Annotated in this window: 15 protein-coding genes; 6 read left to right on the top strand and 9 right to left on the bottom strand. The window is 41.2% G+C overall.

Going from position 1 to position 16,922, the window contains the following annotated elements; translation table 11 throughout:
• Positions 1 to 8: 8 nt before the first annotated feature.
• Entirely contained in the window at positions 9 to 1,154 is a 1,146-nt protein-coding gene (locus tag BM192_RS18665) for a glycosyltransferase family 4 protein (RefSeq protein WP_037444006.1), read from the bottom strand.
• Between the two features lie 34 nt (positions 1,155 to 1,188).
• On the opposite strand from BM192_RS18665, the gene BM192_RS21225 reads away from it, so the two are divergent.
• The gene (locus BM192_RS21225; protein WP_262497184.1) at positions 1,189 to 1,311 is read left to right on the top strand and encodes a hypothetical protein; all 123 of its coding nucleotides are present in this window, start codon (positions 1,189 to 1,191) and stop codon (positions 1,309 to 1,311) included.
• A gap of 55 nt (positions 1,312 to 1,366) precedes the next feature.
• Here the strand turns inward: BM192_RS21225 and BM192_RS18660 are convergent, their stop codons facing one another.
• The gene (locus BM192_RS18660) at positions 1,367 to 2,185 is read right to left on the bottom strand and encodes a 2,3,4,5-tetrahydropyridine-2,6-dicarboxylate N-succinyltransferase (protein WP_074589187.1); all 819 of its coding nucleotides are present in this window, start codon (positions 2,183 to 2,185) and stop codon (positions 1,367 to 1,369) included.
• Between the two features lie 77 nt (positions 2,186 to 2,262).
• On the opposite strand from BM192_RS18660, the gene BM192_RS18655 reads away from it, so the two are divergent.
• Complete coding sequence (locus BM192_RS18655) at positions 2,263 to 2,664, top strand: RNA-binding S4 domain-containing protein (protein WP_037444008.1); 402 nt, start codon at positions 2,263 to 2,265, stop codon at positions 2,662 to 2,664.
• Positions 2,665 to 2,761: 97 nt separating this feature from the next.
• Here the strand turns inward: BM192_RS18655 and BM192_RS18650 are convergent, their stop codons facing one another.
• The gene (locus BM192_RS18650; protein ID WP_037439857.1) at positions 2,762 to 3,367 is read right to left on the bottom strand and encodes an OmpH/Skp family outer membrane protein; all 606 of its coding nucleotides are present in this window, start codon (positions 3,365 to 3,367) and stop codon (positions 2,762 to 2,764) included.
• Positions 3,368 to 3,550: 183 nt separating this feature from the next.
• On the opposite strand from BM192_RS18650, the gene gyrB reads away from it, so the two are divergent.
• Positions 3,551 to 5,509 carry a DNA topoisomerase (ATP-hydrolyzing) subunit B gene (gene gyrB / locus BM192_RS18645; RefSeq protein ID WP_037439870.1) on the top strand — a complete coding sequence of 653 codons (1,959 nt, stop codon included), beginning with the start codon at positions 3,551 to 3,553 and terminating at the stop codon, positions 5,507 to 5,509.
• Between the two features lie 69 nt (positions 5,510 to 5,578).
• Here gyrB and BM192_RS18640 read toward each other — a convergent pair whose 3' ends face one another.
• Positions 5,579 to 6,034: an aspartyl protease family protein gene (locus BM192_RS18640; protein WP_051759783.1), complete on the bottom strand. Its 456-nt coding sequence runs from the start codon at positions 6,032 to 6,034 to the stop codon at positions 5,579 to 5,581.
• Positions 6,035 to 6,973 carry a malate dehydrogenase gene (locus BM192_RS18635; protein ID WP_037439855.1) on the bottom strand — a complete coding sequence of 313 codons (939 nt, stop codon included), beginning with the start codon at positions 6,971 to 6,973 and terminating at the stop codon, positions 6,035 to 6,037.
• A gap of 198 nt (positions 6,974 to 7,171) precedes the next feature.
• Here BM192_RS18635 and BM192_RS18630 point away from each other — a divergent pair, with 198 nt between their 5' ends.
• The 3 genes from BM192_RS18630 to trxA all read left to right on the top strand — a co-directional run bounded on the left by BM192_RS18630 (position 7,172) and on the right by trxA (position 12,649).
• Positions 7,172 to 7,675: a lipocalin family protein gene (locus tag BM192_RS18630; RefSeq protein WP_051759785.1), complete on the top strand. Its 504-nt coding sequence runs from the start codon at positions 7,172 to 7,174 to the stop codon at positions 7,673 to 7,675.
• 151 nt (positions 7,676 to 7,826) lie between these two features.
• Positions 7,827 to 12,260 (top strand): DNA polymerase III subunit alpha, encoded by a 4,434-nt coding sequence (gene dnaE, locus BM192_RS18625; RefSeq protein WP_037439853.1) that lies wholly within the window; start codon positions 7,827 to 7,829, stop codon positions 12,258 to 12,260.
• Between the two features lie 71 nt (positions 12,261 to 12,331).
• On the top strand, positions 12,332 to 12,649 hold the full coding sequence (gene trxA, locus BM192_RS18620) for a thioredoxin (protein WP_037439851.1): 318 nt from the start codon (positions 12,332 to 12,334) through the stop codon (positions 12,647 to 12,649).
• 63 nt (positions 12,650 to 12,712) lie between these two features.
• Here trxA and BM192_RS18615 read toward each other — a convergent pair whose 3' ends face one another.
• The 4 genes from BM192_RS18615 to BM192_RS18600 form a co-directional block, all read right to left on the bottom strand.
• Positions 12,713 to 15,058: a glycoside hydrolase family 127 protein gene (locus BM192_RS18615; protein ID WP_037439849.1), complete on the bottom strand. Its 2,346-nt coding sequence runs from the start codon at positions 15,056 to 15,058 to the stop codon at positions 12,713 to 12,715.
• A gap of 192 nt (positions 15,059 to 15,250) precedes the next feature.
• Positions 15,251 to 15,733, bottom strand: a complete 483-nt coding sequence (locus BM192_RS18610) for a hypothetical protein (RefSeq protein WP_037439847.1) — start codon at positions 15,731 to 15,733, stop codon at positions 15,251 to 15,253.
• On the bottom strand, positions 15,717 to 16,163 hold the full coding sequence (locus BM192_RS18605; protein ID WP_037439845.1) for a hypothetical protein: 447 nt from the start codon (positions 16,161 to 16,163) through the stop codon (positions 15,717 to 15,719). Before BM192_RS18605 ends, BM192_RS18610 begins: the two co-directional genes overlap by 17 nt.
• A gap of 52 nt (positions 16,164 to 16,215) precedes the next feature.
• Complete coding sequence (locus BM192_RS18600) at positions 16,216 to 16,914, bottom strand: hypothetical protein (protein ID WP_037439843.1); 699 nt, start codon at positions 16,912 to 16,914, stop codon at positions 16,216 to 16,218.
• Between the last annotated feature and the right edge of the window lie 8 nt (positions 16,915 to 16,922).

Raw genomic sequence — 16,922 nt, 5'->3', positions numbered from 1 at the left:
CGCAGGAATCAGGACTTATAGATCAGATCCCGATAGGCGAACATCAGCTGAGAGGACAATCCGGCCGTATTAAACTTTTCCAGGTATTTAAAACCAGCGCTAATCATCTGCGATGTAAGCTCTGCCGATTGTATAACCTTGTTCGCGGCTTCAGCAAGAGCCTCTGGATCATCCGGACTGATATAAATGGAATCTGGCCCACCGGCTTCCTCCAGGCAAGATCCTGTCGCAGCAATAACTGGAGTGCCACTGTACATGGCCTCAATAACCGGAATACCGAAACCCTCGTAAAATGAAGGATATATAAATAAAGCGGCACCCTGATAGATAGCAGGCAGGTCGGTAAAAGGAATGTTTTCGAGAAAGATAATACGGTCATGTAATTGCAGTTTTGAGATCTCTTCGGCAACCTGGACTGCATAGGCCTGTTTTTTTCCAACTACGACGAGTTTGTAGGCAGTGTCTATTTTTGGTAAAGCGCGAATGATCAGCAATAAATTTTTCCGGGCCTCTATAGTGCCGACATTCAGAAAGTATTTTACAGGCTCCCCTGAGGGCTTTGTCAGACTATATTTACTCAGAATAGCATTTCTCTCATCTGTAGGTAAAAGTGTTTTAAAACTATCATCACAGCTCTGGTAGAGCACCTTGATTTTGTCTGCAGGCGTCTGATAGTAATGGATGATATCTTCTTTTGTTCTTTCTGAAATAGCAATAATCAGATCTGCATGCCGACAGGCATATTTGCTTTTAATATTATAAATGAGACGGTCCGTCCAGCGATAATGCTGAGGGAAACGCAAATAGATCAGATCATGGATGGTGACAACTTTTTTTGTACCTATGGGAATCTGCAAAGGGATTTCATTGCTCAGGCCATGGTAGATGTCGATATTATCTTTTATCAGCTGCCTGCCTATACCAATGCTTCTCCACAATGCTTTCAGTAAGGTGCCTGAAGGCGGAAGACACAAATGGATGCCGGGTAACTTGAAGAAAGCGCCGATCTGTCCGGAAGATTTAATTTTAGGCGTATAAACAAAATATGTGTTTTCCGGGAAATATCCGGCTAACTGTTCAATCAGAGATCTGCTGTAGTTACCTAAACCTGTCAGGTTATTCGCAGCCCGTTTTCCGTCAAAGCCTATTTTCATGGTTTCATTTCGCTTTTGCTATACTAATTTATTTATGCGCACCATATTTCGACAAGCTGGCGGAAGAATGAAAAATACACATAATGAAAGCTGGGATCTTCGCTTCGAGTCTTATGAATTATCTGCCGGGGGGCGGAAGATTAAATCTGAAAAATAAGATTGGCCAGGAGTATTGAATGTTTGCACATTTACAAAACCCTGGCCAGATCTGATTAAACAGCTACATTGTTTTCTCTCAACGCATCATTTAAAGAAGTTTTTTTATCTGTAGATTCTTTACGTTTACCAATGATTAACGCACAAGGAACCTGGTATTCACCAGCAGGGAATTTCTTAGTATAGCTCCCAGGAATAACTACAGATCTTGCCGGAACAACGCCTTTATATTCCACAGGAGTGCTGCCAGAAACATCGATAATTTTCGTTGAAGCAGTTAAAACTACATTCGCGCCTAAAACAGCCTCAGTTTCTACCTTCACACCTTCGACAACGATTGCTCTTGAACCAAGGAAGCAATTGTCTTCGATAATAACCGGTGCAGCCTGAATCGGCTCCAGTACACCACCGATACCAACACCACCACTTAAGTGAACATTTTTCCCAATTTGTGCACATGAACCAACGGTCGCCCAGGTATCAACCATTGTACCTTCATCAATATAAGCACCAATGTTCACATAAGAAGGCATCAGAATTACACCTTTAGCGATATACGCACCAAAACGCGCACTTGCTCCAGGTACAACACGTACACCTAGTTCTTTATAATTGGTTTTTAATTTCATTTTATCATGGAACACGAAAGGACCGGCCTGAATTTCTTTCATCTCCCGGATCGGAAAATAAAGGATAACCGCTTTTTTAATCCATTCGTTAATTCCCCATGAATTTAATACTGGTTCTGCAACGCGCATTTCACCACTGTCTAAGTGCATGACTACGGTTTCAATCGCCTCACAATATTGTGGATATTCTAACAAGGTCCTGTCTTCCCAGGCAGCCTCGATTAATTTTTTCAAATCCTGAATCATTGTTAAATTTTATTTATTCGCAAAATAAATGAATTTTATGTATTGAGCGATCTTTTATTGCTGTATTTTTGATTTTTATGGCAGAGCAGGAAAAACTAAGGATAGACAAATACTTATGGGCAATAAGATTGTTTAAAACCAGAACTTTAGCAACTGAAGCATGTAAAGCTGGAAGGATAAAACAGAACGGGCAAAATATCAAAGCTTCGGCGATAGTTAAACCGGGAGATGTTTATCAGGTATCTAAAGGTATAGAAAAGAAAATCATAGAAGTAGTAGAACTCCTTTATAACAGAGTGGAGTCAAAGATTGCGGTAACCAAATACAAAGATATTACTCCACTGGAAGAAACACAAGGTTATAAATCCGTATTTCATTCTCCGGTTTTGATCAGAGATAGAGGTGCAGGCAGACCGACTAAGAGGGACAGGCGTGAAATTGACGACCTTACAGATAACCTGTTTGAGGAAGATAAATAATCCAGTGCGGGATACTTATTCAATACAATTAAAACAAAAAATCCCCGCTATATGGCGGGGATTTTTTGTTTTAATTTCAGATTTAATACCGTGACGTTTATTTTTTGTCTGATTTATAACCTTCGTTTAAACCTACAATAACTTCACTTGTAACATCCAGTGATGCATCAGCAAATAGGATTGCACTGTTACCTTTTTGGTAAGTCAGCACCATTTTATAACCTTTACCCTTAGCATATACTTTCAGGTAATCTGCAATTTTGTTGTACAGTTTTTCCTGTTCTTCAGCCTGCTCATTTTGTAATGCTGCACCTGCGTTTTGCTGATAAGTCTGTAATTCCTGTTGCTTACGGCCTAATCTTTCTTCAGTAGAAGCACGTTGGTCAGCAGGCATCGTATTTTGTGATTGCTGGTATTGCGCTACTTCACGTTGAAAGGCTTGTTGCTTAGAAGCCAGGTCAGTTTGTGCAGATTTAGATTTTGCATCCAGTTTCACTTTTAAATCTTTGAAATACTGGTATTTTGTTAATAAAGAGTCCGAATCAACGTAAACAATCGGCTCTCCACTTTTAACTGAAGCTGTTTCAGTTTTAGCGGTACTGCCTGTCGCTGCGCCATTGTCTTTATTCTGGCAGGATGCCATTACGGAAACTAATGCTACAGCTGTAGCCAGAGTGCCTAGTTTAAAGGATTTGTTATTCATTTATGGTAATTTATTAAATGTTTTCAATTCAAATTTCAGCAAATATAAAATTTCAAAATTAGTATCCTAAATATGTAGTTTTTTTTGCGTCATTATTAGCGGTTTAGCATCAAATAGTTATCCACATTTGCCTTTAATTGGGCTTAAATGGTTATTTTTGAATCTTATTTTTTATTAACATTTATGAGCGAAGAAAAAGATTCAAAGTCAAATTATTCGGCAGATAATATACAAGTATTAGAAGGTTTAGAAGCGGTGCGTAAGCGCCCTTCGATGTATATAGGAGATACAGGATTTAAAGGTTTACACCATTTAGTATACGAGGTAGTAGATAACTCTATCGATGAGGCACTTGCCGGCCATGCCGATACCATTTATGTTAATATCCTGAAAGATAATTCCATTCGCGTGGAAGATAACGGCCGGGGTATTCCAACAGGAATCCACAAGAAAGAGAACAGGTCAGCACTGGAAGTCGTTATGACGGTTCTGCATGCCGGTGGTAAATTCGATAAAGACACTTATAAAGTATCTGGCGGTTTGCACGGTGTAGGTGTAAGTTGCGTAAATGCACTTTCTATTCATTTGAAGGCCGAAGTACATCGCGAAGGACAAGTTTTTGTTCAGGAGTACAGCAAAGGTAAACCTCAATATGATGTTAAAGTAGTAGGTACAACTGATAAAAGAGGTACTATCATCACTTTTACACCGGATGACGAGATTTTCACACAGACTACAGAGTACCGTTATGATACTTTAGCTTCACGTCTGAGAGAACTTGCATTCCTGAATAAAGGAATTACGCTTACGCTGACAGATGAACGTGAAGAGCTGGAAGATGGCACATTTTTGAATGAAGTATTTCATTCAGAAGGCGGATTAAAAGAATTTGTACAGTTCCTTGACGGCGGACGCCCTTCCCTTATTCCTGAACCTATTTATGTAGAAGGAATTAAAAACGGTATCCCTGTAGAACTTGCACTGCAATACAATGACAGTTACGCAGAAAATGTACACTCTTATGTGAATAACATTAATACACATGAAGGGGGTACGCATATTGCAGGTTTCAGAAGAGGTCTGACACGTACATTGAAAGCCTATGCTGAGAAATCTGGATTACTGAAAAATGTGAAGTTTGAGATTACCGGTGATGACTTTCGTGAAGGACTGACTGCGGTTATATCTGTAAAAGTTCAGGAGCCTCAATTTGAAGGACAGACCAAGACTAAACTGGGTAATACAGAGGTTATGGGGGCTGTCGATATTGCAGTTGGTGAAGCATTGGGTATTTACCTGGAAGAATATCCTAAAGAAGCGAGAATGATCGTTAATAAGGTTATTCTGGCAGCAACAGCGAGAGCTGCAGCAAGGAAGGCCCGTGAGATGGTTCAGCGTAAGAGCGTAATGGGTGGATCGGGTTTACCTGGTAAACTTGCAGATTGTTCTGATAGTGATCCGGTTAAATGCGAATTGTATCTTGTCGAGGGAGATTCAGCGGGTGGAACGGCAAAACAAGGCCGTGACCGTAATTTCCAGGCTATCCTTCCATTAAAAGGTAAGATTCTGAACGTTGAGAAAGCAATGGAACATAAGATCTATGAAAATGATGAGATCAAGAATATGTTTACTGCTTTAGGTGTAAGTATCGGTACTCCTGAAGATGATAAAGCCTTAAACATAACTAAGCTGCGTTACCACAAGATTGTGATTATGACGGATGCTGATATTGACGGATCACACATTACGACACTGATCCTGACATTCTTCTTCAGATATATGAAAGCACTTATCGAAGCCGGTTACGTCTATATTGCAGCGCCACCACTTTATTTGGTTAGAAAAGGTAAAGAGCAGGAATATTGCTGGAATGATCAGCAGCGTGATATAGCTGTTCAACGTCTTAAAGGACAGGGTAAAGAAGAAAGCGTACATATTCAACGTTACAAAGGTTTAGGAGAGATGAACGCAGAACAACTGTGGGAAACAACTTTAAATCCGGCTACACGTACATTAATGCAGGCTACAATTGAAAATGCTGTAGAATGTGACCATACTTTCTCTATGTTAATGGGAGATGAGGTTGCACCAAGAAGAGAGTTCATTGAGCGTAATGCAAAATATGCTAAGATCGACGCATAGTCAGAAAAACATATTAAACAAAAAAGGTTCCTCCATAATAGAGGAACCTTTTTTTGTTAAAATCTTATTCTACTTCTTTTTATTTTTCTTACTCTTCTTTGCGAAGCTGGGCTTGCATGTCATATGCAGCTTGCTACAGTTGATAATCGCTTTGTAGGTCTGCAAAATATCACAACCGACGATTCCTACCACAGCAGGGTGCCCCATTTGCTGGTACGCCTCATTTACCGAATCCAGGTCAAGGCCGACAGCAGTGTAATTCTTGATTTTTAGCTTGCCGATCTTAAGTTTCGGGAAGACGGTCTGGACGGTATCGGTCGTACTGAATAATGTAGTGGCTCCTGTTTCCGTAGTCGCATAGTCAAGACTGTATTGCTGAATAAACGATTTATTAAATACAGAACGTGAGGCGCCGGTGTCCAGTACAGCCCAGCTTTTCTGCCCGTAAACAACAATTTCCACCAAAAGGTGGAAACCGTCATCATTAAGGCTAATGAGCCTTAAAGGAATTTTAATCCGCTGCATTTAGATAAGATTCATTTCTTTAAGTACAGCATTCATGCTTCTTACTGCGTCAGCACTTTTGGCAAATGCAGCTTTCTCTGCATCATCCAGCTTAAAGTCTATAATTTTTTCCCATCCGTTACGGCCGATAATTACCGGTACACCCAGGCAGATATCCTGCTGACCATATTCTCCTTCCAGAGATACACAGCAGGTAAATAATTTTTTCTCGTCACGGACGATACTTTCTACCAGAGCAGCTCCTGCAGCACCAGGCGCGTACCATGCAGAAGTTCCGATCAGGCCGGTTAGCGTCGCTCCACCTACCATTGTATCGGCAGCAACCTTTGCTAAAGTGGCCTCATCAAGTAATTCTGATACCGGTAAACTTTGGTAAGTTGCATATCTTGTCAGTGGGATCATTGTTGTATCTCCGTGTCCGCCGATTACAAATCCCTGCAGGTCGTTGGCATTGCATTTCAGGGCTACACTCAAGTAATACCTGAAGCGTGCGCTGTCCAATGTACCACCCATACCGATGATCCTGTTTTTAGGAAGACCTAAAGAACGCAGAGCCAGGTAAGTCATTGTATCCATCGGGTTACTGATCACGATAATAATCGCATCCGGTGAATATTTCAGGATATTTTCAGCAACGCCTTTAACAATACCAGCATTAATTCCAATGAGTTCCTCACGTGTCATGCCAGGTTTGCGGGGAAGACCGGAAGTAATTACTGCGACAGCAGAGCCTGCTGTTTTGCTATAGTCATTAGTTACTCCGCTTACCTGGGTATTGAAGCCGAGTAAAGCAGCAGTTTGCATCATGTCAATGGCTTTACCTTCGGCAAAACCCTCTTTGATGTCTAATAAAACCAACTCTTCAGCCAGATCTTTGCGGGCGATATTATCTGCACAGGTAGCACCGACGGCTCCTGCACCTACAACCGTAATCTTCATAGTTAATATTTAAATGATGATCAAATATATCAGGAAATTTGGGGCTAAAAAACACCCGTTAAAACGCCTGACAATTCGCACAAGGTAGAAAAATTAAGGGAGTTTTAAAAAACGCTTTTTAAAACTTTATGTATGCTTCGTGGTTTTATCTTAAAGAATTTACATTTGCTTTATATCCGCAAAACATTAAATCATATCATGGATAATACACCGGTAGAAAAAGTCGATATCATGTCTTATGCAGGAAGGTGGTTTGTCATATATGCGCTTCCCGCAACAGTAGATAAGAGCTGGAGAGATACTACGGAAACCTATGTAATTCATCCTGATGGTTATTACGCTGTCTTTACCACGTACCGGTTACCAGGCGATGACGGTCAAAAATATGTGAGGTCGAAACTTTTTGTGGTCCGGGGTACTGGGAATGCTGAGATGAAATCACAGTTTGTATGGCCGGTAAGAGTGGATTACTGGATTATAGAACTGGCAGAAGATTATTCATATGCTGTTGTTGGACATCCCAAGCAAAAGCAGCTCTGCATCTTGTCCAGGAAACCATTTTTGGATGAAGAACTAGCAGCAGAAATCATCGAACGCTGTCGTCGCAAAGGGTATGAGATAGCGAAACTCGTTCGTCAGCCTCATGTCAATCCACACGCTGGGAAATCTTCTCATCAAGATGCTTCCTGGAACTCAAATTAAATCTTAAATCTCATTAATGTGTTTGGCGCATTCTACCAAAGCAATATCCGGCGTTAGTAATGCCATTTCTTAAAAATCCTTTATTCGCGATTTAAAAAAACGTAATTTTGTCTATCAGGCTTAATCAGCCAGGATTCTTAATTACCCATCTATGTATTTAATTTTTGATACCGAAACCACCGGACTACCTGCTAATTATAATGCACCCGTATCTGACAGTAATAACTGGCCCAGGTGTATACAATTGGCCTGGCAGTTACATGATGAATCCGGAAAACTCATAGAGCATCAGGATTTTCTGGTTAGACCCGATGGTTTTAATATCCCTTATGATGCAGAGCGTATTCATGGTATTTCTACAGAATTAGCCACAGAACAGGGGATTGAGCTGGCTGATGCATTGGAGCGATTCAATACAGTATTATCCAAAGCGAAGTTCATAGTCGGTCAGAACGTTGGTTTTGACGTTAACATTATGGGGGCTGAGTTCTACAGACTGGGTATAGAGAGTCCGATGGCGACTATGCCTGTGCTGGATACCTGTACAGAAGTTACTGCAGACCTGTTAAAAATCCCTGGAGGAAGGGGGGGGCGTTTCAAATTGTCGACGCTAACCGAACTCCATAATTATTTGTTTGGTATTCCCTTTGCGGAAGCGCATAATGCTACTGCCGACGTAGAGGCTACTACACGCTGTTTCCTGCAGCTGTTGAAAATGGGTACATTCAGTACCGCTCAGTTACAGGCTGCACCAGATTACCTCGAACAGTTCAGAACGATCAATCCGGGTGTTATTCCGGGAGTAGGTCTGCAACATATTAACCTGAAGGCCGCTTCTGACGAAATTCGTAAAAGACAAGCTAAAGCCGAAGGTCCGGGGATTACAAAACAAGCACTTCAGGATAATCAGAAAGAACTTCAGGAGGCTAATTATGTGCATCTGCACAACCACACCCAGTTCTCTGTATTACAATCTACCATAAATATTCCCGGTTTAATTGCTGCTGCAGCGGCAGACTGTATGCCTGCAGTTGCGATGACTGATCATGCGAACATGATGGGCGCATTTCACTTTGTAAATCAGGTTCTAAATCATAACAAAGGTGTTGAGGCCAGAAATAAGGCTGCGATTGAGAAGGGAGAAGCCGGATCAGAACAAGCAATAACGCCTATTGTAGGTTGTGAATTTTTTGTATGTGAAAATCATCTCGATAAATCAAGGAAGGATAATGGCTACCAGGTGGTATTGCTGGCCAAGAATAAAAGAGGTTATCACAACCTTGCGAAGATGTCATCTATCGCCTATACCAAAGGGTTCTATTATGTGCCGCGAATAGATAAAGCGGTTATCGAACAGTATAAAGATGATATCATAGTGTTGTCAGGTAACTTGTACGGCGAAGTGCCCAGTAAGTTATTGAATATGGGAGAAAATCAGGCAGAGGAAGCACTGCTCTGGTGGAAAGAGAAATTCGGTGACGATTTCTATATAGAGGTAATGCGGCATAATCAGGAAGATGAAGATGTCGTGAACAAAGCACTGGTTGGCCTCGCCCGTAAGCACGAAGTGAAAATTATAGCTAGCAATAACACCTATTATATTAATAAGAAGGATGCGAATGCGCATGATATTTTATTGTGTGTAAAAGACGCGGAGAAGCAGGCCACCCCAATTGGCCGTGGCCGTGGTTATCGTTATGGTCTGCCAAATCAGGAATACTATTTCAAATCTTCAGCAGAAATGAAAAAGTTGTTTGCAGACCTGCCAGAAGCCATCTTTAATATTCAGGAAATCGTAGATAAGATCGAAATTTACAAACTGGCCAGGGAGGTACTCTTACCTAAGTTTGATATTCCTGAACAGTTTATTGTCGCAGAAGATGCAAATGATGGTGGTAAGAGGGGAGAGAACCTTTACCTGCGTCATCTGACCTATGAGGGTGCGAAAAAGAGATACGGTGAATTATCAGCTGATATTATAGAGCGGCTGGATTTTGAACTTCAGACTATTGAAAAGACCGGTTATCCGGGTTACTTCCTGATTGTACAGGACTTTATCAGGGAAGCCAGGAATCTGGATGTGTCTGTAGGTCCGGGAAGGGGTTCCGCTGCGGGCTCTGTAGTTGCTTATTGTCTTTGGATCACGAATATAGATCCCATTAAATATGATCTCCTGTTTGAGCGTTTCCTGAATCCGGATCGGGTATCCATGCCCGATATAGATATTGATTTTGATGATGAGGGACGTGGCCGTGTTATGGATTATGTAATCAATAAATACGGTGCTAATCAGGTTGCGCAGATCATCACCTATGGTACAATGGCTGCAAAATCGTCCATTAAAGATACGGCCAGGGTGCTTGATCTACCACTTTTTGAGGCAGATAAGATTGCCAAACTGATTCCGAATCTGAAGCTGGCTAAGATTTTTAACCTGGATGAAAAGGCGCTTAAAGGGGTATTGCGTGCAGACGAATACGAAAGGGTTGTAGAACTGAAAGATCTTGCGGAGTCTAAAAGTCTGAGTGCAGAGACTATACAGCAGGCCAGAATTTTGGAAGGTTCTTTAAGAAATACAGGTATCCATGCCTGTGGCGTAATTATTACGCCCGATGATATTACCAATTATGTTCCTGTGGCTATGGCCAAGGATTCAGACCTGTATGTGACTCAGTTTGACAACTCAGTTGTTGAAAGTGCCGGTTTGCTGAAAATGGACTTTTTGGGGCTAAAGACATTAACCCTGATTAAAGATACTGTTAAACTGGTTCGTCTTCGTACGGGTATTCAGCTCGATCCCGATCATTTTCCGATTGATGACGTTAAAACTTACGAGCTTTTCCAGCGCGGGGAAACCATTGGTATTTTCCAGTACGAGTCCAGTGGAATGCAGAAATACATGAAAGAACTGAAGCCAACTGTATTCGGAGATTTAATTGCAATGAATGCATTATACAGGCCGGGTCCGCTGGAGTATATTCCAAGTTTTGTCCGCAGAAAGAATGGGGAAGAAGAAATTAAGTATGATCTTGATGCTTGTGAAGAATACCTGCAGGAGACCTATGGAATTACCGTTTACCAGGAGCAGGTGATGTTGCTGTCGCAGAAATTGGCTGGCTTTACCAAAGGTGAGGCTGACGTTCTGCGTAAAGCAATGGGTAAAAAACAAAAAGATGTACTGGACAAGATGAAGCCCAAGTTTGTAGCACAAGCTGCAGAGAAGGGGCATGCACCAGCTACACTGGAGAAAATATGGAAAGACTGGGAGGCATTTGCGTCCTATGCCTTCAACAAATCTCACTCTACTTGTTATGCATGGATCGCTTATCAAACCGCTTATCTCAAAGCCCACTATCCGGCCGAATATATGGCTGCGGTATTAACGAATAATATGAGCGATATCAAGCAGGTAGCCTTTTTCATGGAAGAATGTAAACAGATGGGCGTTCAGGTGCTTGGGCCAGATGTGAATGAATCCATTCTGAAGTTTTCCGTGAATAATAAAGGGGAAGTCCGTTTTGGCCTTTCCGGTATTAAAGGGGTGGGAGAGAAAGCGGTCGAGAGTATTATAGAAGAAAGAAATAAGAGCGGTAAATATCTGACTATACACGATTTTTCACGCCGCTCCAATACCCGTACAGTAAACAAAAAAGCCTATGAAAGTTTTGTTTACAGCGGAGCTTTTGACAGCTTCGGCTATCATCGTGCGCAATACTTTTTTGTTGGAATGAATGACAAGATGAATGGGATTGAGAAGCTGATCAAATATTCCAATGATTTCCAGAATAGTGAATCTTCTACACAATCTTCACTTTTCGGTGGTACTATTGCAGATATGATCCAGGAACCGGTGTTGCCTGTGGCAGCAGAATGGAGTCTGATAGACCGGCTGAAATATGAAAAAGATGCTATCGGTATATTTTTGAGCGGACACCCACTTGATAACTATAAACTGGAACTTGACGAGTTCTGTCAGCATACAGTACGTCAGCTGTCGATGGTGAATAAGGTTAGAATGGGCGATACCAATGAAGAAGTTCTGGCAGAGTTTGAACAGGTGAAGAACAGGGAACTCTGTGTGGGAGGACTTGTCGTATTGTCAGCACAGAGAATGACAAAAACAGGTAAGCCATTTGGTACCATTACGTTTGAAGACTACAATGACAGTTGTGAATTGGCTTTGTTTGGCGAAGATTTTGTCAAGTTTAAACAGTTTATGACGGAAGGTTACTTTCTGCAGATTAGGGGCAGGGTAGCTGAACGCTTCAGAAAAGAAGGCGACTGGGAGTTTAAGATCACGTCCATTGCATTGCTGTCTGACCTGAGAGAGAAGTTGGCTAAGAGTATTACGCTGCAGATACCTATTCAGGGTATTAGTGATCAGATCATTAGTCAGATTTACGAATTGATTGCCGAAAATCAGGAGAATACCGAGCAGCAAAATTGTATGCTTAATTTTACGGTATACGACAGAGAGCAGCAGGTTAGTCTTGAATTGCCTTCTAAGTCACTGAAGATCAATCCTACTAATCAATTTCTAGAACAAATTAAGAGTTTGAATGTTGTCCATTGTAAGTTGAACTAATGTCATTTTGGCACGGTAAAACGTGGTGGCATTACAATTGATTATATCTTTGTGTAAATAAAAAAATAATTATGGCTTTAGAAATCACAGATGCCAACTTCGAGGAAGTTGTGTTGAAATCAGATAAACCCGTTTTAGTAGACTTTTGGGCAGAATGGTGTGGTCCATGTCGCATGGTAGGTCCTGTAGTAGATGAAATATCAAAAGAATACGAAGGAAAAGCGGTTGTAGGTAAAGTGAACGTGGATAACAATCCGCAGATCTCTACTCAATTCGGAATCCGTAATATCCCGGCTTTGTTATTCTTTAAAAACGGTGAAGTAGTTGATAAACAAGTAGGAGCAGTTCCTAAATCGGTATTAGCCGGTAAATTAGATAAACAACTGTAAGCTTAGTTTTTCTTAATATATAGAAAAAGCCTGTAATAATTATTACAGGCTTTTTTTTTGTCACTATTTGAGCAGTCTGAGTTCGTATATCGCAGCTATTGAAGAACCAGGCCTGGCTACCAGCTTAATTACTATTTCCAGCTGTTTTCTATCGTCGGGTAAGGCGTAGGTAACATCATAAAAATGATCGCCCCTGTTGCCTTCAAGCTTAACTGTCTCCAATAATACATCGTTTGCATAGATCTCAAAATTCCGGTCACTTTCTTTTCCGAAATAAGTTAGCCGTATACCAGAAGCCTTAGATTCCGGATTTTTAAGGATATAACTAAACCAGCCTGTGCCTGTCCGGAAATGCCGGTCTTTGAATACACCTTCCCAGGTATTCTCTCCTTTAAAACCGTGATCAGATTCCGGTTGCTGTTCGCCGGTACTTACTTTATCAACCGTTATTGCATCTAGAGCAAATGCTGCGGCAGCTTTTTCCTTTCTTGCATTTAATAATGCCGGAAGGTTTTCCGGGTTAGTAAATGGCCAGTACACCATATATCTGGTTTCATTAAGCTTGTAGAAGGGAACCAGCTCCAGCCCTTTATATTCTTGCTGGTAAATCATGTTGGCGGCCTTAAAAGTCATGGGCAGGTTTTCATCTGTAATCCCTTTTGCTATGCTGTTTCTGTCAGCGATCATTAACGGGGCATCCTCCACAGACAATAACGGGCCATTGGCGATATGTGCCATCCTGTCTCCGTTTGCCTTTAAACCAGCCAGATCTGCTGTTCCCATTGATGCGGCGAGTACGATAGGGCCGTGCACAAAAGAGACGTAATCAGACCCGTCAGGCAGAAATTCCGCCTGCGTATGCATAGGTAGATGGATGTCAATCACATCTCCCGACTTCCACTTCCGGTTTAAACTTATATAAGAAGCACTGTCGACCTCTACTAACTGCTTTTTCCCATTTACTTTAACGGTCATTTCATTTTTCGCTAACCATCCAGGGTACCTGAAATGAATTGTGAACGTTTCGGATTTGGCCAGTTTTAAAGAAAGCGACGTATGGTCTTGCTCGGGAAAAGTTGTCTGTTGTACCAGGCTCATTTTCTTTTCTTTCCATTCCAGCTTAGAAGCCATGAATAGGTTAACAAAAAGGTCTTTCTCATTATGCGCATAGATTAATTCTCCATACTTACCATGATTTTCCAGGCCTGAACCTACGCAGCACCAGAAACCTTCCTGTGGCTTTGAGTATACCTTATAGTGGCCGGGCCGCATTGGTGTAAAATAGACGAATCCTCCTGTAGGACTTTGCGAAGATAGAATATGGTTATATAAAGTACGCTCATAGTAATCAATATAAGATGCCGCAGGATGAGCCAGGAATAAATGGCGTGTCAGTTTGAGCATATTATAAGAATTGCATGTTTCCGGACCCTCTCTGGATTCCATCATCGACGAGAAATCTTCTGAAGGATTAAAATGTTCACTTACGCTATTACCGCCAATAGAAACAGTGCGGTTCTTAACTACGGTCTCCCAGAAGAAACCGGCCGCATCCTCCCAGCTTTTATCATTTGAAAGCTCTGCGACACGCATGAAGCCAATCACCTTAGGGATTTGCGTGTTAGCATGCATTCCTGTTAAAACATCCTTTTTTTGAAGTAATGGTTCTAATATCACGTGATGAGAGAACTTACGGGCGAGTGCAAGATATCTGGAATCGCCTGTAATAGCTGACACATCGGCAAACACTTCATTCATTCCGCCATGTTCACTTCTCAGCATCTCCTGAATCTGCGCGTCTGTTAAACCGGCCGTAAGCTGATAGGCCCAGGCGGCGTATTTCTGCAATATTTCCTTCGCTTTCTGACTGCCTGTGAGCTGGTATGCATCTATCAGGCCAGCAAATGGTTTATGAATATTATATAGGGGAACCCATTTGTCATTTAAAGAAAAGCTGCCTGCATTAATTTTTCCTGCTGCAATTTCTTTCCACATCGCTTTTCCCCCCGGTACACCACCGATATAACCATCTCCACTTTTATGCTGACATTTTTCCAGCCAATCAAGCATATAGTTTAGCCGGTCCAGTATCTGCTGATCACCGGTTGCTGCGTACATGTTTGAAAGTGCAGATAGATAATGACCAGCTGTATGCCCGTCCAGACCTGTATTTTCCCAGTTTCCGTAAGTAGGTTTTTGTGGTTCAATACCGGCCTCTCTTAAATAGGGGGCAAGTAATCTGTCCGGATCCAGCTCCAGCATATATTTCATATCCGTTTGCTGTGCTTCCAAAAAAGGACCATTGAGTATCCTGACAGCAGAAAGAGGGAAGCTGTTTAATTTTTGTGATTGGCCATGCGTCGTAAAAATTCTCAGGAGGCATATAATAATGATACAGGTTCTTTTCATATTCGGCTATAAGAATACAATATATAGATATTATATTAAACGTCTAATCAACATTTAAAAAATACGGTGTGATTCGCCGTTGGTATAACTGAATCCTGCTCCTGGTAGAGATTCAAAACGGCTAAAAATGGGAATACCCCTTGAAGATTTTACTTCAAGGGGTATTCCCAATGATATGGTGTGTTTGTGATTTTAATTCAGGTCTGCATGTTCGGCTTCTTCTTCCGTTTCTTCTTGAACAGGAAAAACACTATTTAAAAACCAGTCGGTCCCAAAAGCAAATAAGGCTAGCAGGACCAGAATAATCAGCTGTTCAGCCGGTATATGAATTCTTTTGATTGCAGTTTGATCAAACCAGCCAAAATTTGCCCCGATAGCCAGCAAAGCAGAAATACCAAATAACCACTTGAAATTTCGGGTGGACGTTGCGAACGCTCTTATCTTTTCAATACGTAATGATACAGCAAAAAAAGCACGTAAAAAGAGCAGACTAAAAACTATGACCAACAGGATATACTTAAAGAAAACCACTGCAGAAACCGGAGGCTGCTGCATCGCGTTTTTCAATAGGTAAATAGAAGAGATAGCGGCCATAGCAAAAAGTGATAGATAAATCAGAATAATAAACCGGAGGCATATTTTACGGAAGAAATTTAGATCAGGATTTTCTTCCATCCCTGTATCTGCTCAGTAATTCTCTTTTAAATGTTTCCTGTGCCCTGTAGTATTTACCTACAGTTTTAATAGGCAGACTTGATTTGAGTTTATTATAGTATTTTTTCTCAATGTCTAAGTCCCTTTGTTTAAAGTTGAGCTCATTTTGAATCAGCTGTTGTACCTCTGTATCAGAAAGGGATTCGATATCGGTGCTTTTGCGGAAACTGATCATTTTTCCCTTCCGCTCTTTGCGCAGTGCACCCTGCTCTGATTGCCATGAATTGTAGATAGGCCAGAATATTTTATCTTCAGCAGCAGTGAGGTCCAGCTTTTCCTTCAAATAAGTAATTTTATAATTTTCAATATCCTGGTGATTACCCTGATGATTTTGGGCAAATGCAAAACAGGATGTAAAAGATAAAAAGAGAAATACAAGTATAGGTTTCATAAATTTAATTTATTCAGGTCCTTTTGCAGGACAAATATGGCTCATTTACAAGCTAAAGGTCAACACTAAGATCGCTTTGAGAATAATTATTGATCAGATAGCTTTCCAGGTCAGTGTGTGCCGCGTTTAATACATGCTGATCAGGATAGTCACCAACAATATTATTTATGATATCCTGCTCGTCCATATCATACAGCATCTGTTCATTTGCTACATCACTAGCCGAACTTACTGTTAAGTTTTGCTGCTGATTTATAAATAATCCGAAAGCAGTCACCAGGATAATACAGGCTGCAGAGACATACTTCAAGAAATCACTCTGCCATAATTTTTTTACCGGGACTTTCACTCCTTCAGATAGATCCTGTTCTTCAACGACCTTTAACGGTGAGGTCTGGATTTGCTCTTCCTGCTGGATCCGGTTTTCAATTCTGGAACGCAACTGATCAAAATAGCCATCAGGTGTGGCGAATACATTTTTATCTCCCGAAAATTTTATAGAAAAAGCAGGGTCTGAAGAAAAAATGCGGGACGACAGGTTTGAATGGAGCAACTGAAAGTAATGCTCAGGAACAATAAACCCACTATGAGGGTCTGCTGCATGTATTGCATCAATTCTTACCATAGCATTGATGTATTGTGGTGTCTCCCGAAAATAACCTTCAGGAACTACAAAGGGATTTATCTTTGGCAATGATGCCAGATAAGGTGCATCCATTTGCCAGTCCTTGTGATCTGCCTCGTATTTCATTTTTTTTT

Origin of the sequence: Pedobacter antarcticus (assembly GCF_900112985.1) — a bacterium.
In the GTDB taxonomy this organism is placed as follows: Bacteria; Bacteroidota; Bacteroidia; order Sphingobacteriales; family Sphingobacteriaceae; genus Pedobacter; species Pedobacter antarcticus.
The sequence above is the reverse complement of the archived record's forward strand: the minus strand, read 5'-3'. Positions and strand labels throughout refer to the sequence as shown.

Excerpts from the sequence above, each read along its gene's own strand:
- BM192_RS18665 (WP_037444006.1), bottom strand. The coding sequence starts at position 1,154 with ATGAAAATAGGCTTTGACGGAAAACGGGCTGCGAATAACCTGACAGGT.
- BM192_RS21225 (WP_262497184.1), top strand. The coding sequence starts at position 1,189 with ATGCGCACCATATTTCGACAAGCTGGCGGAAGAATGAAAAATACACAT.
- BM192_RS18660 (WP_074589187.1), bottom strand. The coding sequence starts at position 2,185 with ATGATTCAGGATTTGAAAAAATTAATCGAGGCTGCCTGGGAAGACAGG.
- BM192_RS18655 (WP_037444008.1), top strand. The coding sequence starts at position 2,263 with ATGGCAGAGCAGGAAAAACTAAGGATAGACAAATACTTATGGGCAATA.
- BM192_RS18650 (WP_037439857.1), bottom strand. The coding sequence starts at position 3,367 with ATGAATAACAAATCCTTTAAACTAGGCACTCTGGCTACAGCTGTAGCA.
- gyrB (WP_037439870.1), top strand. The coding sequence starts at position 3,551 with ATGAGCGAAGAAAAAGATTCAAAGTCAAATTATTCGGCAGATAATATA.
- BM192_RS18640 (WP_051759783.1), bottom strand. The coding sequence starts at position 6,034 with ATGCAGCGGATTAAAATTCCTTTAAGGCTCATTAGCCTTAATGATGAC.
- BM192_RS18635 (WP_037439855.1), bottom strand. The coding sequence starts at position 6,973 with ATGAAGATTACGGTTGTAGGTGCAGGAGCCGTCGGTGCTACCTGTGCA.
- BM192_RS18630 (WP_051759785.1), top strand. The coding sequence starts at position 7,172 with ATGGATAATACACCGGTAGAAAAAGTCGATATCATGTCTTATGCAGGA.
- dnaE (WP_037439853.1), top strand. The coding sequence starts at position 7,827 with ATGTATTTAATTTTTGATACCGAAACCACCGGACTACCTGCTAATTAT.
- trxA (WP_037439851.1), top strand. The coding sequence starts at position 12,332 with ATGGCTTTAGAAATCACAGATGCCAACTTCGAGGAAGTTGTGTTGAAA.
- BM192_RS18615 (WP_037439849.1), bottom strand. The coding sequence starts at position 15,058 with ATGAAAAGAACCTGTATCATTATTATATGCCTCCTGAGAATTTTTACG.
- BM192_RS18610 (WP_037439847.1), bottom strand. The coding sequence starts at position 15,733 with ATGGAAGAAAATCCTGATCTAAATTTCTTCCGTAAAATATGCCTCCGG.
- BM192_RS18605 (WP_037439845.1), bottom strand. The coding sequence starts at position 16,163 with ATGAAACCTATACTTGTATTTCTCTTTTTATCTTTTACATCCTGTTTT.
- BM192_RS18600 (WP_037439843.1), bottom strand. The coding sequence starts at position 16,914 with ATGAAATACGAGGCAGATCACAAGGACTGGCAAATGGATGCACCTTAT.